At 63.0% G+C, this 22292-nt stretch carries 22 protein-coding genes and 2 pseudogenes; 3 read left to right on the forward strand and 21 right to left on the reverse strand.

Translation table 11 applies throughout. The features are described 5' to 3' along the window. Positions 1–180: 180 nt before the first annotated feature. Genes ACF8GF_RS10540 through ACF8GF_RS10555 form a run of 4 tightly spaced genes read right to left on the reverse strand, consistent with a single transcriptional unit; the run spans position 181 to position 4155 of the window. Complete coding sequence (locus ACF8GF_RS10540; protein WP_176684230.1) at positions 181–1134, reverse strand: lysylphosphatidylglycerol synthase domain-containing protein; 954 nt, start codon at positions 1132–1134, stop codon at positions 181–183. Then, positions 1134–2336 (reverse strand): cardiolipin synthase ClsB, encoded by a 1203-nt coding sequence (gene clsB / locus ACF8GF_RS10545; RefSeq protein WP_176684229.1) that lies wholly within the window; start codon positions 2334–2336, stop codon positions 1134–1136. Before clsB ends, ACF8GF_RS10540 begins: the two co-directional genes overlap by 1 nt. After that, positions 2333–3106, reverse strand: coding sequence for an endonuclease/exonuclease/phosphatase family protein (locus ACF8GF_RS10550; RefSeq protein ID WP_176684228.1), 774 nt, complete (start codon positions 3104–3106; stop codon positions 2333–2335). The genes clsB and ACF8GF_RS10550 overlap by 4 nt, the downstream gene beginning before the upstream one ends. After that, entirely contained in the window at positions 3103–4155 is a 1053-nt protein-coding gene (locus ACF8GF_RS10555) for a DUF72 domain-containing protein (RefSeq protein ID WP_392488589.1), read from the reverse strand. The genes ACF8GF_RS10550 and ACF8GF_RS10555 overlap by 4 nt, the downstream gene beginning before the upstream one ends. 124 nt (positions 4156–4279) lie before the next feature. On the opposite strand from ACF8GF_RS10555, the gene ACF8GF_RS10560 reads away from it, so the two are divergent. Then, positions 4280–4831, forward strand: a complete 552-nt coding sequence (locus tag ACF8GF_RS10560; RefSeq protein WP_209966113.1) for an ATP-dependent Clp protease proteolytic subunit — start codon at positions 4280–4282, stop codon at positions 4829–4831. Position 4832: 1 nt separating this feature from the next. Here ACF8GF_RS10560 and ACF8GF_RS10565 read toward each other — a convergent pair. Beyond that, positions 4833–4954, reverse strand: a pseudogene (locus ACF8GF_RS10565) (DNA mismatch repair protein MutT); the annotation flags it as partial. A 144-nt stretch (positions 4955–5098) separates the two neighbouring features. On the opposite strand from ACF8GF_RS10565, the gene ACF8GF_RS10570 reads away from it, so the two are divergent. Beyond that, the gene (locus ACF8GF_RS10570) at positions 5099–5368 is read left to right on the forward strand and encodes a DUF6555 family protein (RefSeq protein WP_004374494.1); all 270 of its coding nucleotides are present in this window, start codon (positions 5099–5101) and stop codon (positions 5366–5368) included. Between the two features lie 78 nt (positions 5369–5446). On the opposite strand, the gene ACF8GF_RS10575 is transcribed toward ACF8GF_RS10570, so the two are convergent. The 16 genes and pseudogenes from ACF8GF_RS10575 to paaF all read right to left on the reverse strand — a co-directional run bounded on the left by ACF8GF_RS10575 (position 5447) and on the right by paaF (position 21332). Further along, entirely contained in the window at positions 5447–5617 is a 171-nt protein-coding gene (locus ACF8GF_RS10575; protein WP_176684163.1) for a hypothetical protein, read from the reverse strand. A 251-nt stretch (positions 5618–5868) separates the two neighbouring features. Further along, positions 5869–7923 (reverse strand): phenylacetic acid degradation bifunctional protein PaaZ, encoded by a 2055-nt coding sequence (gene paaZ / locus ACF8GF_RS10580; RefSeq protein WP_392488590.1) that lies wholly within the window; start codon positions 7921–7923, stop codon positions 5869–5871. Between the two features lie 37 nt (positions 7924–7960). Next, positions 7961–9193 carry an OprD family porin gene (locus ACF8GF_RS10585; RefSeq protein ID WP_392488591.1) on the reverse strand — a complete coding sequence of 411 codons (1233 nt, stop codon included), beginning with the start codon at positions 9191–9193 and terminating at the stop codon, positions 7961–7963. Positions 9194–9232: 39 nt separating this feature from the next. Then, positions 9233–10801, reverse strand: a pseudogene (locus ACF8GF_RS10590) (cation acetate symporter); the annotation flags it as partial. Beyond that, positions 10792–11100, reverse strand: coding sequence for a DUF485 domain-containing protein (locus ACF8GF_RS10595; RefSeq protein ID WP_004374508.1), 309 nt, complete (start codon positions 11098–11100; stop codon positions 10792–10794). The gene ACF8GF_RS10595 and the pseudogene ACF8GF_RS10590, both read right to left, overlap by 10 nt. A 151-nt stretch (positions 11101–11251) precedes the next feature. Then, positions 11252–12328, reverse strand: coding sequence for a 1,2-phenylacetyl-CoA epoxidase subunit PaaE (gene paaE / locus ACF8GF_RS10600; RefSeq protein ID WP_176684222.1), 1077 nt, complete (start codon positions 12326–12328; stop codon positions 11252–11254). A gap of 15 nt (positions 12329–12343) precedes the next feature. Further along, entirely contained in the window at positions 12344–12877 is a 534-nt protein-coding gene (gene paaD / locus ACF8GF_RS10605) for a 1,2-phenylacetyl-CoA epoxidase subunit PaaD (RefSeq protein ID WP_392488592.1), read from the reverse strand. Continuing rightward, complete coding sequence (paaC, locus tag ACF8GF_RS10610) at positions 12864–13622, reverse strand: 1,2-phenylacetyl-CoA epoxidase subunit PaaC (protein WP_392488593.1); 759 nt, start codon at positions 13620–13622, stop codon at positions 12864–12866. Before paaC ends, paaD begins: the two co-directional genes overlap by 14 nt. A gap of 8 nt (positions 13623–13630) precedes the next feature. Further along, positions 13631–13912, reverse strand: a complete 282-nt coding sequence (gene paaB / locus ACF8GF_RS10615; RefSeq protein ID WP_004374528.1) for a 1,2-phenylacetyl-CoA epoxidase subunit PaaB — start codon at positions 13910–13912, stop codon at positions 13631–13633. A 25-nt stretch (positions 13913–13937) separates the two neighbouring features. Next, positions 13938–14927: a 1,2-phenylacetyl-CoA epoxidase subunit PaaA gene (gene paaA / locus ACF8GF_RS10620; protein ID WP_010954157.1), complete on the reverse strand. Its 990-nt coding sequence runs from the start codon at positions 14925–14927 to the stop codon at positions 13938–13940. A gap of 198 nt (positions 14928–15125) precedes the next feature. Further along, a complete protein-coding gene (gene paaK / locus ACF8GF_RS10625; protein WP_176684219.1) occupies positions 15126–16445 on the reverse strand; it encodes a phenylacetate--CoA ligase PaaK in 1320 nt (439 codons plus the stop codon). A gap of 121 nt (positions 16446–16566) precedes the next feature. Further along, positions 16567–17787 carry a 3-oxoadipyl-CoA thiolase gene (pcaF, locus tag ACF8GF_RS10630; RefSeq protein WP_176684218.1) on the reverse strand — a complete coding sequence of 407 codons (1221 nt, stop codon included), beginning with the start codon at positions 17785–17787 and terminating at the stop codon, positions 16567–16569. Then, entirely contained in the window at positions 17780–18220 is a 441-nt protein-coding gene (gene paaI, locus ACF8GF_RS10635) for a hydroxyphenylacetyl-CoA thioesterase PaaI (protein WP_176684217.1), read from the reverse strand. Before paaI ends, pcaF begins: the two co-directional genes overlap by 8 nt. Continuing rightward, on the reverse strand, positions 18213–19730 hold the full coding sequence (paaH, locus tag ACF8GF_RS10640) for a 3-hydroxyacyl-CoA dehydrogenase PaaH (RefSeq protein WP_392488594.1): 1518 nt from the start codon (positions 19728–19730) through the stop codon (positions 18213–18215). The genes paaI and paaH overlap by 8 nt, the downstream gene beginning before the upstream one ends. 2 nt (positions 19731–19732) lie before the next feature. Next, positions 19733–20524 carry a 2-(1,2-epoxy-1,2-dihydrophenyl)acetyl-CoA isomerase PaaG gene (gene paaG, locus ACF8GF_RS10645; protein WP_392488595.1) on the reverse strand — a complete coding sequence of 264 codons (792 nt, stop codon included), beginning with the start codon at positions 20522–20524 and terminating at the stop codon, positions 19733–19735. Between the two features lie 34 nt (positions 20525–20558). Then, positions 20559–21332 carry a 2,3-dehydroadipyl-CoA hydratase PaaF gene (paaF, locus tag ACF8GF_RS10650; RefSeq protein ID WP_209966092.1) on the reverse strand — a complete coding sequence of 258 codons (774 nt, stop codon included), beginning with the start codon at positions 21330–21332 and terminating at the stop codon, positions 20559–20561. Positions 21333–21679: 347 nt separating this feature from the next. Between paaF and paaY the strand changes: the two genes are divergently transcribed. Continuing rightward, entirely contained in the window at positions 21680–22279 is a 600-nt protein-coding gene (gene paaY / locus ACF8GF_RS10655) for a phenylacetic acid degradation protein PaaY (RefSeq protein WP_392488596.1), read from the forward strand. Positions 22280–22292: the final 13 nt, after the last annotated feature.

Below are 22292 nucleotides of genomic sequence, written 5' to 3' on the forward strand. Positions count from 1 at the left end.
CCTCGGGTGTTGCGTTGCCTGCTTCGCGGGTAAACCCGCTCCTACATTTACGGCGCATGGCTTGCGCGGGGTTGGTTTCTTGGCGCGCGCCCCCGTAGGAGCGGGTTCACCCGCGAACACCGGCGCAGCCGGTGCCACGCAACGCGTCGCATTTGTCACCTCCAGCGCACATGGCCCCTTTCAGGTCTGGGCAGGCTTGTCGCGCCGGCGCATGGCCTTGGCGCGCTTTTCCAGGATCAGGTAGGTCACCACCGCCAACAGCAGCGGAATCAGGTAGTACAGCGTGCGGTAGCCGAGCAGGGCAGCCACCAGCGTGCCTTGGGCCATCTGCCCGTGCAGCAGGGCCAGAAACACCGCCTCCAGCACGCCCAGCCCCGCAGGGATGTGCGCAACCACCCCAGCCACGCAACTGATCAGCAGGATGCCGAGAATCGACGGGTAGAAGGCTTCGCCCGGTAGCAACCAGAAGATCAGCAGCGCCATCAGCGCCCAGTTGCTGGCACCCAGCACCACCTGGCAAAGCGCCAGACGCAGCGAGGGCAGCGTCACTTCGTGGTCGCGCCAGCACCAGGTGCGCTTCTTGGCAAAACCACAGGCCAGCAGGTAGCCTCCAGCAATCGCCAGCAGCAGCAAGCCGATCAGGCGCAGGCCTGTAGTGCCTACCGCCCAGTTGCCGGGCATCTCGACCAGGCCCAGGGCGAAGACGGTGCCGGCCAGCAGCATGTAACCCATCCAGTTGGTCAACAGGCCCAAGGTGAGGATTCGCGTAATGGTCGCGGTATCCAGGCCCAGTCGGCCATAGAGCCGGTAGCGCAAGGCAACCCCGCCTACCCAGGTAGTGAAGTTGAGGTTGAAGGCATAACACACGAACGCGACTGGCAATACCTGACGGGCAGGTAGTGTATGGCCGGTGTAAGCCCGGGCGAGCAGGTCGTAACTGGCAAACGCGAAATAGCTGCACAACGCGATCGCCAAGCCGATGACAAGGGTGCCAGGTTTGTAGGCCAGCAAAGACTGGCGCACTTCATTCCAGTCCAGATTGCGTGCCAGCAGGTACAACAGCACAGGGATCAGGATCAGGAACGCAAGCGTAAACAAGCGTTTGCCCCAGGTTTGCCAGTTTTTGCCCGCCATCAGGAATTGCCCTCGTGCAGTTTGCCCTGGGGTTCGGCGTCCGGCTGCAGCGAGCGTAATCGCTGCCGGTGCGCAGGGAACCAACCCGCAATGCGCGGGAAGTGACGGATCACGTGGAAACACACGAAGATCAACGGTGCTCGCCACCAGTAGCCGCGAATCATCCGCTCCAAGGTAACCGGTTTGCATTGCTCGCTGGCCAGTGCTTGCAAATGCTGGTGCAGTTGCTGGTTGAAGGCTCGATCACGAATGAACAGGTTGGCCTCCAGGTTGAACGACAGGCTCAGAGGATCGAGGTTGCTGGAGCCAACGGTGGCCCACTGGTCGTCTACCAGTGCCACCTTGCCGTGCAACGGCCGCTGGCAGTACTCATGAATCATCACGCCGTCGCGCAGCAGGTAGTTGTACAGCAGGCGCGACAGCGCACGTACCCAGCGCATGTCAGGCTGGCCCTGCAAAATCAAGTGAACCTCCACGCCACGCCGGGCCGCGTTACGCAACTCTCGCATCAACCGATAGCCTGGAAAGAAGTACGCATTGGCGACCACGATGCGTTGCCTGGCCTTGCGAAAAGCCTGAAGGTAGTACGCTTCTATATCGTTACTGCGCATCCCGTTGTCGCGCTCGATCAACACCGCGTCGCTCCCCCCGGCAGGCTCGGTAACCGGACGCACCGCACTGGGGGGCTGCAACACGGGGGACATCAGGCGCTTGCTGGAGGCATGCACCTGCGCCACCACCGGGCCGGTGACCTCCACGGCATAGTCCTGCTTGGCCATGGCACCAAAGTCCCCCAAATGGTCGGCGCTGTAGTTGATACCGCCGATGAAGGCCCGCTCGCCATCGACCACCACGATCTTGCGGTGCAAACGGCGGAACAGGTTAGTGCGCATGCCTAACAACCGGGGTTGTGGATCGAACGCGTGAAAGCTTACGCCCGCATCGGTCATCGCTGAAATGAATGCAGCCGGCAGGTCGGCTGTGCCGTAGCCGTCCGCAGCCACTTCCACGCGCACACCACGCCGGGCAGCGTCGATCAACACCTGCTGCAATTGCTGGCCCACCTTGTCGTCGAAGATGATGAAGGTTTCCAGCAGTATTTCTTCCCGCGCCTTGGCCATGGCCTCGAACACGCGGGGGTAGTACTGCTCGCCATTGATCAGCAACTGCACGCTGTTGCCCTCTACCCAAGGTCGGTTCACAGGTTGATCTCCGCAGCCAGTGGTACGTGGTCGGACAGATGCGACCACGGGTATTTCGACAGCACCTGGGCAGCGCCCGGCATGGCGTTACGCACGTAGATGCGGTCCAGACGCAACAACGGCAGGCGCGCCGGGAAACTGCGCGCCGGGGTGCCGAAGGCCTCCGTCAGGTGTTCGCTCAGCACCGCGTCCGCCTTCAGCCGCCAGTCGTTGAAATCGCCGGCGATGATGACCGGCGCTGTGGGCGGCAGGCTGGCCAGCAGGTCCAGCATCAGCTTCACCTGGCTCTGCCGGTGGGCTTCCCGCAGGCCCAGGTGTACGCATACCGCATGCACCTCGTCATGGCCCGGCACCTCCAGCTGGCAATGCAGCAGGCCACGCTGTTCATTGCCCTGCACCGAGACATCCAGGTTGTCGAAGCGGCTGATGGGGAATTTCGACAGCAGTGCGTTGCCGTGATCGCCATGTGGATACACGGCATTGCGACCGTAGGCGAACTGCGGCCACATGCTGTCGGCCAGAAACTCGTACTGCGGCGTTTCTGGCCAGGCAGGGTGACGCAAGGCGTGCTGCTGATGACTGCCGTGCACCTCTTGCAGAAACACCAGGTCGGCGCCGGTGGCGCGCACCGCCTCGCGCAACTCGGGCAAGATGAAGCGCCGGTTGAAGAAGGTGAAGCCTTTGTGCACGTTCAGCGTCAACACATTGAGCCGGCGTACAGCGGTCACCTTGTCGATGATGCAGCGTGGGGTGGGCAGGGTCTTGTTCACAAGGCCACCTCCGGCACCATGCCAGGCTCAGTCATCAGCTCATGGTCCAACGACAGCTTTTGCAGCAAGCGCCTGGCGTCGTATGGCGCGTGAACCTTCTGGTCGTTGTCGAAGTAGCAGTATACATCCCGTGTCGCACGCCGAGGCGGCGGCCCCGGCACGATCAGACGGGCATCGTCCGTCTGGTTACCTTCACTCCATTGCTGGATACGTTGTTTCCAGCGCCGTAGCGCGCGTGCGGTATATCCGCTGCTGTACAGCTCCACATCACCGTGCAGGCGCATGTAGACGAAGTCGGCGGTCACATCTTCGACACAGGGCCACTTGCCGGCGCTGTCGGCAACCACCAGCGCCACGCGATGCTTGCGTAACAGCTTGATGAAGGCTTCGCAGAGAAAGCTCTCGTGGCGGATTTCCACGGCGTGACGCAAGCGTGCATTGCCCTTGATGGCAAGGCTGCCATTGCCCTTGAGGCGTTCAGCGCAGCCCTGGGCGCGTTCGCGGGCCGCTTTGCGGGTGTGTGGCAGCAGCTCGAAAAACCGGGCGAAACGGTCTTCATCGAACTTCATGTTAGGAGGGAACTGCCACAGGAACGGCCCGAGCTTTTCGCCCAACAGCAGCGGCCCGGAGGCAAAAAAGTTGGCCACTGGCTCTTCGATGTCCTTCAGCCGCCGCACATGGGTGATATAGCGCGGCCCCTTGACCGCGAACACGAAGCCGTCCGGTGTTTGTTCACGCCAGCCCAGATAACGCTCGGGCGTTTGCAGGCTGTAGAACGAGCCATTGATCTCGATGCTGTTCACCGCCCGTGAAGCGAATGCCAGTTCATCGTCCTGCTTCAGGCCTTTGGGGTAGAAATCCTTGCGCCAGGGGCCATAGCGCCACCCGGAGATACCGATGCGAATATCGCTCACGCTGCCGTCCTCACTGCCGGTTCCTTGTTCGGTCGCTCTGAAGGTGCGACCGGCAAAGGCCGGCGAGGGTTCACAACGCTTGACCAACGGAAATGCTGACGCCGAGTTGAACTTTGCAGCGGCTGGCGTCTCCACCGCATACCCGCCTCATGGCAGGGTGCCAGGATGAAATTCGACCGCCTCGCCCTCTGGCAGATTGCCGGGCAGGGTGACGATGTGCTGTAGAACAAGCAATGACCTGCCACCCGTGGAGGCAAGCATGGCCAGACATATCATCCACTTCACCGGACCGATCAATTCGTCTACCTGCGGCAACCTGATCAGTACCTGCTCGCGGGCATTGCAACAGGGTGCCGAAACGCTGCAACTGAACATCGCCACCATGGGCGGCGAGTGCAGCTATGGGTTTACCCTTTACAACTTTCTGCGGGCGTTACCCGTAGAGGTGCATACCCACAACCTGGGCACGGTGGAATCCATGGGCAATATCCTCTTCCTGGCCGGGGAGCGACGTACGGCTTGCAGTTTCAGCAAGTTTCTTTTCCACCCGTTTCATTGGACCTTGCATGGCTCGGTAGACCATTCGCGGATGTCCGAGTATGCAATGAGCCTGGATTACGACTTGCGTCTGTATGCGCAGATCGTGGCCGAGCGCACGAAAGGCGCGGCCGAGGTTCTGGATGTACCGCGCTATCTAATGGCCTATCCAAGGATACTGGCGCCGCGGGAGGCGCTGGAAAACGGAATGATCCATGCAATCGACGAGATGCCGATCGCGTCAGACGCCGTTCAGTGGAGTGTGCACGCCTAGCTTACCGAACGGACGCCGCAGTGCCGGGGGCACAAGCCAGCAAGGAGCGGATCAGGGACTTGATCTCGCCCTTTACCGTAGCCACCTGGTGAGGTGAGCAAAGTGGCAATCGGAAATTTCGTGCCACAGCGATAAAACAGGCTCTCGAAACCGAGGCAGGGGCACACATTCGGCCACTGGCACCAAAGGTTCGACAAAATTTTGAATCTTCCGGTCACGGCCAGATCAATCAAAATGTCATCCATGGAGAAGAGGAGGCCCCCTGCGATGCCTAGCCCACAGCTGTACATAATTGATTACAAACTGCATGACCAGCCGCGCAGCTTCATCATTCGCCTGGAACGTCTGGATAATGCCGAGGCCTGGCATTGGGCAAGTTGTGATGCGGGCATCGGCATCATTCCCAAGTTCGGTCGCGAGAAGATCAGGAAGGTCAGTCGGCCGATGGCCGAGCGTTACGGCATTACCGCCGTGAGCTGGCGGATTTCGGGGAGCAAGCCCAACCAGTCGGTGGGCGATCCGGCGGCGATGGTTTAATAGCTCGCTTGCAACCGGTAGAAGAAACTGCAGGAGCGGACGTGCCCGCTCCTGCAGGGTACGCTGATACTCATAGTGTCAGGCGCCAGACTCAGGGTCGCTGGCCGGGACGCCGGGCCGGTTTTCCTCATCATCAGTCAAATTGGGGTCGGTATCCGGGTCGTCTGCCCGATCATTGCGTCGATCCGGCTCCAGCTCCGGCCAGTCATCTTCAACATTGCCGCCACCCATTCGCAGTAGGGAATCCATGGTGCAGTCCTCGTTCATGATCCTCATAAACTAAGAGCGACAGGTGCACGCCAGAGGTCCACTGAGCATTGGCAGTCGCTGACCAACGGTTTCAAATGCCTGGATACTTCACGGCAGCCACGTAGGTGCATTGATCCCAAGTACCTTGAGCTGCTAACGGCCTCTTCGCGGGTGAACCCGCTCCTACAAGGGCGCTGTGCAGTACCGGGCAAAGGCGGCTTGCCCGGGAAGAGGCCAGTAGATTCAACCCATCATGCTGGCTTTTTCAGCACCAAGGTCAGGATGTCATAGCTGGCCACCAGTTCACCCAACTGATTGGTTACCTCCACATCCCATGCCACCACCCCCTGCGGCTGCCCCAGCGGGCTGGTCTTGCCCTGGTCGATCTTGCGCTTGCAGGTCAGGCGCGCCTGAATGGTATCGCCAATGCCCACCGGGTTGATGAAACGCAGGGTGTCCAGCCCATAGTTGGCCAGCACCGGGCCGGCACCGGGCGACACGAACAGCCCGGCCGCTGCCGACAGTACGAAGTAACCGTGGGCAATGCGTTTACCGAACTGCGACGCCTTGGCGGCGATTTCGTCGAAGTGCATATAGAAATGGTCGCCGGAGAGGCAGCCGAAATTGACCAGGTCAGCTTCCGTCACGGTGCGGCGATGGGTGAGCAGCGACTCGCCGACACGCAGCTGCTCGAAGTAGCGACGGAACGGGTGTACTTCGGTTTCGATCACTTCGCCGCCGCGCACGTACTCGCCGGTGACCGCCGTGAGCATGCTCGGCGAGCCTTGTACTGCCGCGCGCTGCAGGTAGTGCTTGACCGCACGCAGGCCACCCAGCTCTTCACCACCACCGGCGCGGCCCGGGCCACCGTGCTTGAGCTGCGGCAGTGGCGAGCCGTGACCGGTGGACTCTTTGGCGGCCTGGCTATCGAGCACCAGCAGTCGGCCATGCCAGGCAGCAGCCACCGGGATAGCCTTGGCGGCCACGCTGCGGTCGGCGGTGACCAGGGTCGCCACCAGGCTGCCTTTGCCACGGGCAGCCAGTGCCAAGGCCTCGTCGAGGTCGTCATAGGCCATCAGCGTACTGACCGGGCCGAACGCTTCGATGTCGTGGGCGCCGCCCTCGGCATGTGGGTCGCGGGCCTGCAACAAGGTTGGCGCAAAGAACGCGCCTTCAGCCACGCCTTCGCCACGCGGGGCAAAGCCATCGCTGGCGCCAAACAGTTGATCACAACTCTGCAGCAGGCTGCGCACCCGCTCGCCAACGTCGCGCTGCTGGTCATGGGAGGCCAGGGCCCCCATGCGCACACCTTCCAGCGACGGGTCGCCAACCACGACCTTGCTCAGGCGCTCGCGCAGGCGGGTGGCAACGGCATCCAGGTGCCTGGCCGGAACGATCGCCCGGCGGATGGCGGTGCATTTCTGCCCGGCTTTAGTGGTCATTTCACGCACCACTTCCTTGATGTACAGGTCGAACTCTTCGCTGTCCGGTGTCACGTCCGGGCCGAGGATGGCGCAGTTGAGCGAGTCGGCCTCGGCAGTGAACGGCACCGAGTTGCGAATCAGATTGGGCGTCACGCGCAATTTGGCAGCGGTATCGGCAGAACCAGTGAAAGTCACCACGTCCTGGCCTTGCAGGCGGTCGAGCAGGTCGCCGGTGCTGCCTATCACAAGCTGCAGGCTGCCTTCGGGCAGCAGGCCTGAGGCATTCATCAGGCGTACCACGGCCTCGGTCAAATAGCTGGTCGAGGTCGCCGGCTTGACGATGCAGGGCATACCGGCGAGGAACGTCGGGGCAAATTTTTCCAGCATGCCCCAGATGGGGAAGTTGAACGCGTTGATGTGCACCGCAACGCCTGCCCGTGGCACCAGGATATGACTGCCGGCGAAATGGCCTTGTTTGCCCAACGGTATGGCTGGGCCTTCGTGCACCAGGTTACCCGACGGCAGCTCGCGGCTGCCGATGCCGGCATAGGAGAACAGCGTGGCGTTGCCGCCTTCGATGTCGATCCAGCTGTCGGCCCGGGTGGCGCCGCTGTGGTGCGACAGGGCGTAGAGCTGCTCCTTGCGTTCGGCCAGGTACAGGGCCAGGGCTTTGAGGCGTTGGGCACGCTGTTGGAAATCCATGCCCATCAGCGAGGCAAGGCCGCGCGCACGCGCGTAGTCCACGGCTTCGGCGAAGTCAGGGCGCTCTTCATGGCTGTAGGCCAACACGTGGCCGTCGAGGGCGCTACGCAGGGCCTGGGCGCCATGCTGGCCGAGCCAACGGCCGGCGATGAAACTCTGCAGAGTAGGGGCGGCAGACATGCTGTTCTCCATGCTGTTCAAAATGTGAGGGGCGCTGTTACCACAGCGCCAGGGTGTAGCCGATGATCAGGCGGTTTTCGTCCACGGCGTTGGTCAGGCCGTTGCCGGAGCGGAAGGTGACATTGCGCCAGCGCAGGCTGACGTCCTTGAGCGGACCGCTCTGAATGACATAAGCGATGTCGGTGTCGCGCTCGCGCTCGCGGCCATTGGTCACGGTGGCAGTTTCGGCGTGGCGACCGTCGGTGTAGCGGGTCATGAAACTCAGGCCGGGAATGCCCATGGCAACGAAGTCGTAGTCGTAGCGTACTTGCCAAGAGTCCAGCCCGGCGCGGGTGAAGGTGTTGTAGGTGACCAGGTTGACGGTGAACGGGTCGCCGCCGTTGACGAACGGGAAGGCGCTGTCACCGGACATCTGCTGCCAGGTGGCGGTGAACTTGTGCGCCCGCACGCCCAGCGTGAACATGGCGTTGAAGTTACGGTTGTCGATGTTGCCGGCACGCTCGGCACCGTCGTTGCGGCTGTCGAAGTAGCGCAGGTCGCTGCGCAGGCTCACACCTTCTGCCAGTGGGCGGGTGTCGATCAGCCCGACGAATTGCTGACGGTAGATGTCCTGGAGCTTGGCGTAGTAATAGCTGACCGTGGTTTGCGGCGTGATGGCGTAGCTGCCACCACCAAAGTCCAGGTGGTCACTGCTGGCTGCGCCATAGCCGATATCATCGCGGCCAGAGGAATCGCGTAGATTGGCCTTGGTCAGGCGCCCGGCATTGAAGGTGAGGCCATCGAGGTCCTGACTGGTGAGCAGCCCCCCCTGGAAGGTGGACGCCAGCAGGCGGGTGTCGTTGTACACCACCACCGGCAGGATCGGCTGCAAGGTGCCCAGGCGCAAGGTGCTCCTGGACACACGAACCTTGCCGGTCAGGCCCAGCTCACTGTAGTCGTCGACCGGTTCGTGGCTGTTCGGGCCAAACGGCAGCAGGCCGGTGTTGCGACGGTCGCGGCTGGAGTCGAGCTTGATGCCCAACTGCCCCAGCGCGTCCACGCCAAAGCCGACCGGGCCCTCGGTAAAACCCGATTCCAGCTTGGCGGTAAAGCCCTGGCCCCATTCCTCGGCCTTGGCCTGCGGGGCGTTGCTTTGGCGGAAGTCGCGGTTGAGGTAGTGGTTGCGCAGCTCCAGGCGAGCATGGCTGTCGCCGATGAAGTCGGCCAGCGCGGGCATGGGCAGGGCGAGGGTGGCCAGCCAGGCGGCTGACAGGAAGTGTGTGCGGTTCATTGTTGTTGTTTTACCCGACATGTCTGTTCGTCCTTGAAGTCAGTGTTTGCTGGCGCCAGCCGCACCGATACCGGTCATGGAGCGGATGAACTGGCCCAGGTAGCGGCCACGCTCTTCAACGGCACGTTCGGAGCTGTCGGTAACCGAGAACACCCAGGCACTGAGGAAGGCCAGGCTCATGGAGAACAGTGCCGGGTTGCTGTAGGGGAACAGCGCCGTTTCGTTGTGCAGCACGTTGACCCACACCGCCGGGCCCAGCACCACCAACAGCACCGCCGAGACCAGCCCGGCCATGCTGCCGCACACCGCGCCGCGGGTGGTCAGGCCTTTCCAGAACATCGAAAGGAGCAGCACCGGGAAGTTGACCGAAGCGGCCACCGCCAGCACCAGGCCGGACAGGAAGGCAATGTTCTGCGACTCGAACATCAGGCCCAGGATCACTGCCAGCAGGCCTATGACCAGCGTGGCGATGCGCGACACGCGCATTTCCTCTTGCTCGGTGGCCTTGCCTTTGCGCATCACGCAGGCATACAGGTCGTGGGACACTGCCGAAGCCCCGGACAGCGCCAGGCCGGCAACCACCGCCAGAATGGTGGCGAAGGCCACGGCAGAGATGAAGCCGAGGAACAGGTTGCCACCCACGGCCTGGGCCAGGTGCACGGCGACCATGTTGCCACCACCGATGATTGCGCCGGAGGCGTCGCGGTAGGACGGCTCGGTGCCGACCATGACGATGGCGCCAAAGCCGACAATGATCAGCAGCAGGTAGAAGTAACCAATGAAACCGGTGGCATAGAACACGCTCTTGCGTGCTTCCTTGGCATCACTGACAGTGAAGAAGCGCATCAGGATATGCGGCAGGCCAGCGGTGCCGAACATCATGCCCAAACCGAGGGAAATGGCGTCCACCGGGTTGGACAACAAGCCGCCTGGGGCCATGATCGCCTGGCCCTTGGCATGCACGGCCACGGCGCTGGCAAACATGGCCTCGGTGCTGAAGCCGAAGTGCTTGAGCACCATGAAAGCCATGAAACTGGTGCCCGACAGCAGCATTACCGCCTTGATGATCTGCACCCAGGTGGTGGCGAGCATGCCACCGAAGGTGACATAGGCAACCATCAGCACGCCGACCAGCATCACGGCGTACAGGTAGCTGATGCCGAACAGCAACTCGATCAGCTTGCCGGCACCGACCATTTGCGCCACCAGGTACATCAGCGCCACCACCAGGGTGCCGAAAGCCGAGGTCAAGCGCACCGGGGTTTGCGCCAGCCGGTAGCTGACCACGTCGGCGAAGGTGTACTTGCCCAGGTTGCGCAGCCGCTCGGCAATCAGGAACAGGATGATCGGCCAGCCTGCCAGGACACCGAGGGCATACAACAGGCCGTCATAGCCGTTCATGAACATCATCGCGGAAATGCCCAGGAACGAAGCGGCACTGATCATGTCCCCAGCGATCGCCAGGCCGTTCTGCATGCCGGTCAGGCCCCCGCCGGCGGTGTAGAAGTCGCTGGCCGAACGGGTCCGCAGGGCAGCCCAGCGGGTGACCAGCAGGGTGAAGCAGACAAACACCATGAACATCGAAATGGCTGTCCAGTTCATTGTGCGCACTCCTGCTTGACCTTGTCGTTGAGCGGGTCGAGCACGTTGTTGGCGCGGTGCACGTAGATGCCGGTCAGGGCAAAGGACAGCAGCACCATCAGCACGCCCACCAGCATGCCGACAGTGGTTACGCCGCCGCTGAGGGACTGGCCGAGGGTGCTGGGCGAGAACGCGACCAGCAGGACGAAGCCGTAGTAGACCACCAGCATGGCCAGGGTCAGGCTGCCGTTCAGGCGGCGTTTGCGCCGCACCAGGTGCTGGAAGTCGGGGTGGTTGGCGATGCTTTCTATGCGTTCGGGTGTCATGGCAAGCGATCTCTTGGTTTTGTAATTGTTTTGTTGAGGTCACGCGGGGTATTGCGTTGTTGCGTAGGCCCTCTTCGCAGGTAGGATGACGCCCCAAGGCCTTGCGCAGGCCCCGTAGGAGCGGGTTTACCCGCGAAGCAGTCGACTCGGTCTACAGCTGGTCGAAGTCAAGCACCACCTTGTCGCTCACCGGGTAGGTCTGGCACGACAGCACATACCCGGCCGCCACTTCGTAATCTTCGAGGGCATGGTTGCTGTCCATTTCCACTTCGCCCTCGATCACCCGGCACTTGCAGGTGGAGCACACGCCGGCCTTGCACGAGTACGGCAGTTCGGCGCCAATGGCGTTGCCGGCGTCCAGCACGTTCTGGGTGTTGCGCGGCAGGTCGAAGCTCAGTGCCCGGCCGTCGCTGATTACGGTGATATGGCTAAGCGCCGAATCCACCTGGTGTGCCGCCTCACGGGCTTCGCGGCGGGCCTCGCTGCCGGCGGCGGCGAACAGCTCGAAGTGAATGCGTTCCTTGGCCATGCCGTTGGCCTGCAGGCTGTCACGCACGGTTTCGGTCATCGCCTGCGGGCCGCAGATGAATGCCGCGTCCAGGCCGGCAACGTCCAGCCAGCGCGAAAACAGTTGGCCGCATTTGTCAGCGTCGATGCGGCCGTTGTACAGGTCGACGTCCTGCTGTTCGCGGCTGAACACGAAAATCAGGTTCAAACGGTCGAGGTAACGGTTTTTCAGGTCTTCGAGCTTGTCGCGGAACAGCGCCCCCGAACTGGAGCGGTTGCCGTACAGCAAGGTGAAACGGCTGTGCGGCTCGCTGGCCAGCGTAGTGGCGATGATCGACAGTATCGGGGTGATGCCGCTGCCGGCGGCCACCCCCAGATAGTTGCCCTGGCGAGCCGGGTCCAGAGGCACGAAGAAGCTCCCCGATGGCGGCATCACTTCCAGCTGCTGGCCGGCCTTGAGCACTTCATTGGCAAATGCCGAGAAGCGCCCGCCCGGCACGCGCTTGACGGCCACGCGCAGCTCGCCGTCCTGCACGGCGCTGCAGATGGAGTAGGAGCGGCGGACTTCTTCGTTGTCCAGCTGGGTACGCATGACCAGGTACTGGCCCTGAGTGAAGCGGAACTGGTCCTGCAGGTGCTCGGGCACATCGAAGGCAATCGATACCGCATCACGGGTCTCATTGCGCACTTGCTTGATGGTCAGGCTGTGAAACTGGCTCATGGTGGTCTCCACGGCTCAAATGCATTTGAAATAGTCGAATGGCTCCAGGCACTCGCGGCAGCGGTACAGCGCCTTGCAGGCCGTGGAGCCGAACTGGCTGAGCAATTCGGTATGGGCGCTGCCGCATTGCGGGCAGCACACCTGGGGCGCTTCGCCGAGCAGGCTGCGCTTGCTGGCGCTGCCTTGCGGCGGCGCAATGCCATAAGCGCGCAGGCGCTCGCGGCCCAGTTCGCTGATCCAGTCAGTGCTCCAGGCCGGGGTGAGCCGGCGCTCCAGGTCTGGCGCGGTGAAACCGGCCTGTTCCAGCGCCTGGCGGATATCCCCTTCGATGACTTCGGTGGCCGGGCAGCCAGAGTAGGTCGGGGTAACCACCAAGTGCAGGTGGCCGGCGCGCCAATCGACATCGCGCACGATCCCCAGGTCGACCACGCTGACCACCGGCACTTCAGGGTCCATGACCTGGCCCAGTACCGCCCAGGCCCGGGTCAGGTCGTCACCTTGCTGTGCCCGCGCGCCGCGGTCACCGGCAATCAGTTCACCAGGTTGCATCGGGGTAGGCCCTTGGCAGGAACTGCATTTCGGCCAGCAGCAGGCCCAGATGCTCGGTGTGCAGGCCTTTGCGGCCATCCAGGTAAAAGTGGCTGGCGGCCTTGGGCAGCGGCAGTTCGACCGAAGCAAAGGTCTCCGTGACCTGCTTCAGCCAGGTGGCGCCGACGGTCGCTGGGTCGGCGGCGATACCGCATTCGGCCAAACGCACTTCGTTGTCGCTGCCAGCGGCGAGTTCGACGGTGAAGCGCCACAGTGCCGGGATAGCGGCCAGCATGCGCTGGCGGCTGGCATCGCTACCACCACCCAGACGTTGTACCCACTCGCTGGACCGGCGCAGGTGGTAGGTGACTTCCTTCAGGGCCTTGGCGGCAATACCGGCGATTCGCGCGTCGCTGGACTCGACCAGCCCCCGCAGCACGGCGAAGTGCCAGGCGTCGTAGAGGAACTGTTTGGTCATGGTCACGGCAAAATCACCGTTGGGCTGCTCGACCAGCAACAGGTTGCGGTAGGCGCGCTCGTCACGGCGGAACGCCAGGGCATCGGCATCCCGGCCATCGTCGAGCAGCTCGGCGGCATACTCCAGCCAGTTGCGGGCCTGGCCGACCAGATCGAGGCCGACGTTCATCAGGGCCAGCTCTTCCTCGATGGCCGGGGCGCGGCCACACCACTCACAGAGGCGCTGGCCCTGGACCAGGGCGCTGTCGCCGAGCAACAGCAGATAGGGGATTAAGGCTTCTTTATGCATGGCCCACCTCACATGTGTCCGACTTCGTCGGGCAGCTCGTAGAAGCTGGCATGGCGATAGACCTTGTCGTCCGAAGGGGCGAACAGCGGGTCTTTCTCGTCGGGAGAGGAGGCGGTGATCAGCGCCGAAGGCACCACCCACAGGCTCACACCTTCGCTACGGCGGGTGTAGAGCTCGCGGGCATTCTCGATGGCCATGGCGGCATCGGCGGCGTGCACGCTGCCGACATGCTTGTGGTTAAGGCCGTGCTTGCTGCGCACGAACACTTCGTAGAGGGTCCAGACAGACATATTCGATCTCCGCATCAATCGCCGCTCAGGCGGCGTTCTTGTTCTGTTGCTTGCGCGCATAGGCCACGGCAGCCTCGCGTACCCAGGCGCCGTCCTCGATGGCCTTGCGCCGGGTGGCGACACGTTCCAGGTTGCACGGGCCATTGCCCTTGATCACTTCGTAGAACTCGTCCCACTGGATTTCGCCGAAGTCGTAGTGGCCGCGCTCGGCGTTCCACTTCAGCTCAGGGTCAGGCGCAGTGCAGCCAAGCAGTTCCAGCTGCGGCACGGTCTGGTCGATGAAGCGCTGGCGCAGTTCGTCGTTGGTCTGGCGCTTGATCTTCCAGGCCATCGACTGGGCGCTGTTGGGCGAGTGTTCATCGCTCGGGCCGAACATCATCAGCGCCGGCCACCACAGGCGGTTGATGGCGTCCTGAACCATGTCGCGCTGGGCTTGGGTGCCCTGGCGCATCATGGTCAGGAGCATTTCGTAGCCCTGGCGCTGGTGGAAGCTCTCTTCCTTGCAGATCCGGATCATCGCGCGGGAGTAGGGGCCGTAAGAGGTGCGCTGCAGTACCACCTGGTTGACGATGGCGGCGCCGTCCACCAGCCAGCCCACAGCGCCCATGTCGGCCCAGCTGAGGGTGGGGTAGTTGAAGATGCTCGAGTACTTGGCCTTGCCGCTGTGCAGTTTGGCGATCTCTTCGTCGCGGTCCGCCCCCAGGGTTTCCATGGCGCTGTACAGGTACAGGCCATGGCCGGCTTCGTCCTGGATCTTGGCCATCAGCTGCAGTTTGCGCTTGAGGCTGGGGGCACGGGTGACCCAGTTGCCTTCGGGCAGCATGCCGACGATTTCAGAGTGGGCGTGCTGGGAGATCTGCCGGATCAGGGTCTGGCGGTAGGCCTCGGGCATCCAGTTCTTGGCTTCGATCTTGATTTCGGCGTCGATCTTTTCCTGGAAGTTGCGTTCTTCGGGGGACATCTCTTCCAGCGACTTGATGCGCTTGACTCCGGTTTCCACTAGCTGTGCGTACATGTGCTGCGACTCCTGCTAAGGCATGAGTCATTTGTAAGCGATACAAAACATAACGTCAAACACATTTATGTGTATCAAGTGAGATTTGTGTATCACGTTGACAGGCAAGAGGGCTGTCGGGCAGCAGCGTGTGCCCGGCAGCACGCAGGCAAAAAAAGGCCCCGGACAATGCCGGGGCCGAAATGGCAGCCGAATGGGTCAGCTGGCCAACCGTTTGTCGAACACGTGGCACGCCTTGCCTTCGGAGCGCTTGAGCGTGCCGCAGGGCTGCAGGTGCACGTGGGTGCTGATACCGATGTAAGTCTTGATCTGTTTGCTCAACTCCCCGACAACCAGCTTGCGCTGGCCTTCGTCAAGGTGCTGGCACTCTGCACGCAGCTCCACGTGCACCTGGACACTGTCCAGATTTCCATTGCGATACAGATGAATCTCATAAAGCTCAGAAAGCTGTTTTATTTTTAGCACCTGTTCCTCGATCTGAGTCGGGAACACATTGACCCCGCGAATGATCAGCATATCGTCACTGCGACCGGTGATCTTGCCGATCCGCCGCATCGGCCGAGCGGTGCCGGGCAGCAGCCGGGTGAGGTCGCGGGTGCGATAACGCACCATCGGCAATGCCTCCTTGCTCAGCGAGGTGAATACCAGCTCGCCCAGTTGGCCATCCGGCAGCACCTCGCCGGTGGCAGGGTCGATGATCTCGGGATAGAAGTGGTCTTCCCAGATGGTCGGGCCGTCCTTGGTCTCTATGCACTCCATTGCCACCCCGGGCCCCATGATTTCCGAAAGGCCGTAGATATCGAGGGCATTGATGCCCAGACGCTGCTCGATCGAGCGGCGCAGCTCGTCGGTCCACGGCTCGGCACCAAAAATACCCAGGCGCAGCTTGAGGTCGTGCGGGTCGATGCCCTGACGCTCGATTTCATCAGCCAGGTTGAGCATGTAGGACGGGGTGACCATGATGATGTCGGGCTGGAAGTCGCGAATCAGTTGCACCTGCTTTTCGGTCTGTCCACCGGACATGGGGATCACGGTGCAGCCCAGGCGTTCGGCACCGTAGTGCGCGCCGAGCCCACCGGTGAACAGCCCGTAGCCGTAGGACACATGCACCTTGTCACCTTTGCGCCCGCCGGCCGCACGAATCGAACGGGCAACCACATTGGCCCAGGTGTCGATATCGTTCTGGGTATAGCCGACCACCGTCGGCTTGCCGGTGGTGCCACTGGAGGCATGCAGGCGCACCACTTCTTCCTGGGGCACGGCAAACATGCCGTAGGGGTAGTTGTCGCGCAGGTCGTTCTTGCCGGTGAAGGGGAACTTCGCCAGGTCCTCCAGGCACTTGAGGTCATCAGGGTGGATGCCGTACTCGGCAAAGCGCTGGCGGTACAACGGCACATTGTCGTAGGCGTGCTTCAGGCTCCAGCGCAGACGCTCCAGCTGGTGCTGGCGCAGGGCATCGACGCTGGCGGTTTCCATCGGGTCCAGCAGGGCACGATCGGCATCATGGTACATGTTCATGGCTTCACTCGAATTGTTCTTGTACGCCGCGCGGCAGCGGTTGCAGGCCACGCGGTGAGTGTCATGGAGGCAGCATATACGGCTGCGTTCAGTTCGGTAACAAGCGCAGGGTCTGAGCCGCTCAGAGGCGCTCGATGATCATGGCAATGCCTTGGCCTACGCCGATGCACATGGTGCACAGGGCGTAGCGGCCGGCCGTTTCTTCAAGCTCGTGCAAGGCAGTGGTCACCAATCGAGCACCGCTCATGCCCAGTGGATGGCCCAAGGCGATGGCGCCGCCGTTGCGGTTGACTCGTGGGTCGTCGTCGGCCAGGCCCAGCTCGCGCAACACGGCCAGCCCTTGGGCGGCAAAGGCCTCATTGAGTTCGATGACATCCATGTCAGCCAGTGCCAGGCCGCTGAGCGCCAGCACCTTGCGGGTCGCAGGCACCGGACCGATGCCCATCAGCCTGGGTTCGACCCCGGCCACAGCCATGCCGACGATGCGCCCGCGCGCTTTCAGGCCATGGCGGCGGGCCGCAGCGCTGCTGGCCAGCAGCAGGGCGCACGCGCCGTCATTCACGCCGGAGGCATTACCCGCCGTTACGCTGCCGCCTTCACGAAACGGCGTGCCGAGCCGAGCCAACTGCTCCAGGGTCGTGTCGCCGCGCGGGTGCTCGTCATGCTCGACCACTTTGGCAGGGCCTTTGCGTTGCGGGATTTCGACCGGCACGATTTCCCTCGCCAGGCGGCCGCGGGCCTGAGCTGCTGCGGCCTTGTGCTGGCTGCGCAGGGCAAAGGCATCCTGGTCGGCGCGCGAGATGCCGAACTGCTCAGCCACGTTTTCTGCGGTTTCCGGCATCGAATCGATGCCGTAGGCAGTCTTCATCAGTGGGTTGACGAAACGCCAGCCGATCGTGGTGTCGAACAGCTCGGCCGCACGCCCGAATGCCTGTTCCGACTTACCCATCACAAACGGCGCACGCGACATGGATTCCACACCGCCGGCCAGCATGAGCCCTGCTTCACCACAGCGCAGGGCACGTGCCGCATTGCCGATGGCATCCAGGCCGGAACCGCACAGGCGGTTGATCGTGGTCCCTGGTACTTCGACTGGCAGCCCGGCCAGCAGGCTCGCCATGTGAGCCACGTTGCGGTTGTCTTCGCCGGCCTGGTTGGCACAGCCGAAGATGACGTCATCAATGGCTTTCCAGTCCAGTTCGGGGTGGCGCTGGATCAAGGCTTTGAGCGGGATGGCCGCCAGGTCGTCGGCGCGCACGCTGCTCAGGGCCCCGGCATAGCGGCCAATGGGGGTGCGCACGGCGTCGATGATCAAGGCATCGGCGTGGGTCGGTTCATTCATCTTGCGTCTCCTGCGCCAGCACGGTGCCGCGCACTTTGTAGGATTTGCCATGGAACATCGCCACCAATTCACCGCGCTGGTTGTCGATGCGCACGTCATACAGGCCGGTGCGGCCTTTGCGGCTGACTTCACTGGCGTGGGCGGTGAGCACGTCATCGCGCAGCGCCGGGGCCAGGTAGTCGATGCTGCAGCCCAGCGCCACCGTGGCCTGGTCGTAGCTGTTGCAGGCGAAGGCAAACGCCGAATCGGCCAACGCGAACAGGAAACCGCCATGGCAGGTGCCATGCCCCTGGATCATGTCGGCACGCACCGGCATGCGCAGGCTGGCCCGACCTGGGCCGGCATCCAGCAGGGTAATGCCCAGGCCCTGAGTGGCCGGGTCACGGGCGTACAGGGCGTCGGCACAGGCTTGTGCCAGTTGCACTTCAGTCATGCAGGGTGCCTCCTTTGGCTTCGCAGCGGCGTAACAACAGGGAAGGGCGGTAGCGGCTCTCGCCGTAGCTGCGCTGCAGGTTGTCGAGCACGCGCAGGGTATGGGCAATACCTATGTTTGCCGCCCAGGCCAGCGGGCCGCAGGGGTAATTGACGCCGGCGCGCATGGCCAGGTCGATGTCGGCGGCGCTGCCGACGCCCTGCAGCACGGCATCGGCGGCCTCGTTGGCGAGCATTGCCACGGTACGCAGTACCACCAGGCCCGGCAGGTCGGCGATGCCGGTCACTTTCAAGCCTGCGCGCTGCAGCAGGGCTACAGCCTGGTCACGGGCGCTGTCAGTGGTATCGGCGGACCAGCTGATGGCAAGGCGGGTGGCGCTGCTGTAGTCCAGCGCAAGGTCGAGCAGCACCAGGTTGCGCAGCCCGTCCTCACGGGCACGTTGGCTGGCCAGCCGGCCGTCGGACAGGGCCAGGGTGGCGTCGCCCACCTGGATCAGGCCACTACCGGCGCGCTGGGTCACGGCAATGCCGCTTTGGCGCAGGCGCTCGACCAGCGGCTGCATCACCCCCAGGTTGCCCTCGACAACGCAGGCCGCTGCACCGGCGGAGCTGTGCAGTTCGGCCGGCTGCGGGCGCTCGACGCCTTCGGCATAGTGATAGAAGCCTTGGCCGGTCTTGCGACCCAGGCGACCGGCGTCCACCAGTTCCTTCTGCACCAGCGAAGGCTGGAAACGGAAATCGCCATAGAAAGCGTCGAATACGGAACAGGTGACCGCGTAATTGACGTCATGGCCAATCAGGTCGGTCAGCTCGAACGCCCCCATGCGGAAGCCACCCGCGTCACGCATCAGCGCATCCAGGCTGGCGCAATCGGCGGCACCTTCCTGCATCAGGCGCAGGCTTTCGGCATAGAACGGCCGCGCTACCCGGTTGACGATGAAACCGGGTGTAGAGCGCGCATGGACCGGCTGCTTGCCCCAGGCCTGGGCAGTGGCGTAGATGCGTGCGGCCACTGTCGGGTCGGTTGCCAGGCCCGACACCACCTCGACCAGCGCCATCAGCGGTGCCGGGTTGAAGAAATGCATACCGACCACGTGCTGCGGGCGTTCAAGGCCCGCAGCAAGGCTGGTGATGGACAGTGACGAAGTATTGCTGGCAAGGATACAGTCGACTGCGCAAAGGGTTTCGAGCTGACTGAACAGCGCCTGCTTCACCTGCAAATTTTCGACGATGGCTTCAATCACCAGGCCGGCATCAGCCAAGGCCTCGAGTGTCTCGACCGGGCACAGGCGGGCATTGATCGCTTCGCGTTCAGCGGCCAGCAACTTTCCTTTCTCAACCAGCCGGGCCAGTTGGCGATCGATACCCTCCACTGCCTGGGCGGCAGCACCCGGGCGGTTATCGTAGAGCTTGACGGGGTGGCCGGCCTGGGCCGCGACCTGGGCAATACCGGCGCCCATGGCGCCGGCACCGATCACCGCCACCTGCGCATTGCTTGCGAGTGCGCCCATGTTCAGCGCCCCTTGAAGGCTGGCGAGCGTTTGTTCATGAAGGCGCTCACGCCTTCGCGGTAGTCCTCGCTGCGCCCGGCCAGGCGCTGCAGGTCGCGCTCCAGCTCCAGCTGCGCCTCAAAACCGTTGTCGAAACTGGCATTGAGGCTGCGCTTGATCAGTGCCAGGCCGTAGGTAGGCTGGGCAGCGAGCTGGCGGGCGAGGGTGAGGGCTTCGTCACGCAGCGCGGCATCATCCACCACGCGATGGATCAGCCCCCATTGCTCGGCCTGTTCGGCGCCAAGGCGCTCGCCCAGCATGGCCAGCGCCTTGGCCCGGGCCATGCCGACCAAGCGCGGCAGCAGCCAGGTACCGCCGGAATCCGGCACCAGGCCGATCTTGCAGAAGGCCTGGATGAAGCTGGCCGAGCGTGCGGCCAGCACCAGGTCGCAGGCCAAGGGAATGTTGGCACCGGCTCCGGCAGCCACGCCGTTGACCGCGCAGATCACCGGCAATGGCAGGTCGCGCAGGGTGCGCACCAGCGGGTTGTAGAACTTGTCGATCGATTGGCCCAGGTCTGGCATCTCGGCGCCTGGGGCAACGTTGCGGTCGGACAGGTCCTGGCCGGCGCAGAAGCCGCGGCCTTCAGCCGTCAGCAGCAGCACCCGTGCTTCACTGCTCTGGCGCACTTGCTTGAGCGCTTCGCGCACCTCCAGGTGCATGGCCGTATTGAAGCTGTTCAGCTGCTCGGGGCGGTTCAACGAAAGGAGGGCGACGCCGTCCTCGATGGAAAACAGGATGTGCTGGAAAGTCATGACAGGCTCGCTCCGTCAGTCGAGAGAATGAAGTTCAGCGCCCCTGGAAACGGGCCTGGCGCTTTTCCTGGAAGGCGCGGATGCCTTCATCGCGGTCGGCGGTGCCAGCCAGCAGAGTGAACGCATGGCGCTCGAAGCGCAGACCGCTGGCCAGGTCGGTATCACCGGCCTTCAGTAGCGCCTCCTTGGCCAGGCGCACGGCCAGCGGCGCTTTGGCGGCGATGCTGCGGGCAACCTGCATGGCGCGTTCTACGGTGAGTTCGGGCTGGGTAATTTCGCTGACCAGGCCGGCCTGCTGGGCGCGATGGGCAGTGATGGGCTCCCCCGTCAGCACCATCTGCATGGCCAACGGCTTACCGACGGCGCGCAACAGGCGCTGGGTGCCGCCAGCACCGGGGATGATGCCCAGGTTGATTTCCGGCTGGCCGAAACGGGCGTCGGTACTGGCGATGAGGATGTCGGCGCACATTGCCAGTTCGCAGCCGCCACCCAGGGCATAGCCGTTGACTGCGGCAATCAGCGGCTTGGCGAATGCAGCGATGCTTTGCCAATGCGCTACGCGGGGGTCATTAAGGATGCCGACCAGGTCGCGATCGGCCATCTCGCCAATGTCGGCGCCTGCGGCGAAAGCCCTGGCACTGCCCGTAATCACTACAGTTCGGACACGCTCGTCGTCCCCGGCAGCCTGCAACGCAGCAGCCAGTTGTGCCAGTAACTCGGTGCTCAGGGCGTTCAAGGCCTCGGGCCGTTGCAGGGTAATGAGCTGAACGCCGTGTTCGGGCGCCTGCACATCGATATATCGCGGCATCTCGGGTTCCTCTGGCTGCACGCACGGCACATCGCGGGGCCGGCATTTCTTGGAATTGTTTGCAGGGGCGTAATGCGGGATCACGACCAGGTGAGGCCAGTATATGCTCTATGTGATACATATATGCAATATCAAAAATACATTTACGTATCTAATCATGTGTTCTCCAGCGATCACCGCTCCACCGCAATATTTGCAGATGAATCGTTTGTCCTGTGTATTTACGGGTATTTTCAGCTGATTTTTGTATGACAGCATTAGATCAACACAAGCGATACACGATTGACGATCAAACAGCTTCTGATACAAGATCGACTGACATTTCAAATCATTTCAGGAGTGATGCGATGCCTTGCTATCGACTGGACGGCCTGACGCCCGTGGTTCACCCGACAGCCTACGTACACCCCAGCGCAGTCCTGATCGGCGACGTCATCGTCGGCCCCCGCTGCTACATTGGCCCACTGGCATCGCTCAGGGGCGATTTCGGCCGCATCGTGCTGGAGGAGGGCGCCAACTTGCAGGACACCTGCGTGATGCATGGTTTCCCGGGGGGCGATACCGTAGTGGAGCGTAACGGGCACGTCGGCCATGGCGCGGTGCTGCACGGCTGTCGCGTGGGCGAAGATTCATTGATCGGCATGAACGCCGTGGTGATGGATGGCGCCCATGTCGCACCACGCTGCATCGTCGCGGCCACCGCCTTCGTCAAAGCTGGCTTCGAATGCGCGGCGCAGAGCCTGGTGATGGGGTCACCAGCCCAGGTCAAACGCCCACTGAGCGAGCAGGAACTGGCCTGGAAACAGCGCGGGACGGCGGAGTACCAGCACCTGGCGCGGCGCTGCATGAGCAGCATGGTCGAATGCCCGCCGCTGGCCGAGGCAGAGCCGGGGCGCCCGCGCATGGAAGACACTGGGGTCAGGCCCAAGGGCCAGGCGAGCGCATGAGCCTGGCAGTGAC

Origin of the sequence: Pseudomonas sp. yb_5 (genome assembly GCF_043103865.1) — a bacterium.
In the GTDB taxonomy this organism is placed as follows: Bacteria; Pseudomonadota; Gammaproteobacteria; order Pseudomonadales; family Pseudomonadaceae; genus Aquipseudomonas; species Aquipseudomonas putida_Y.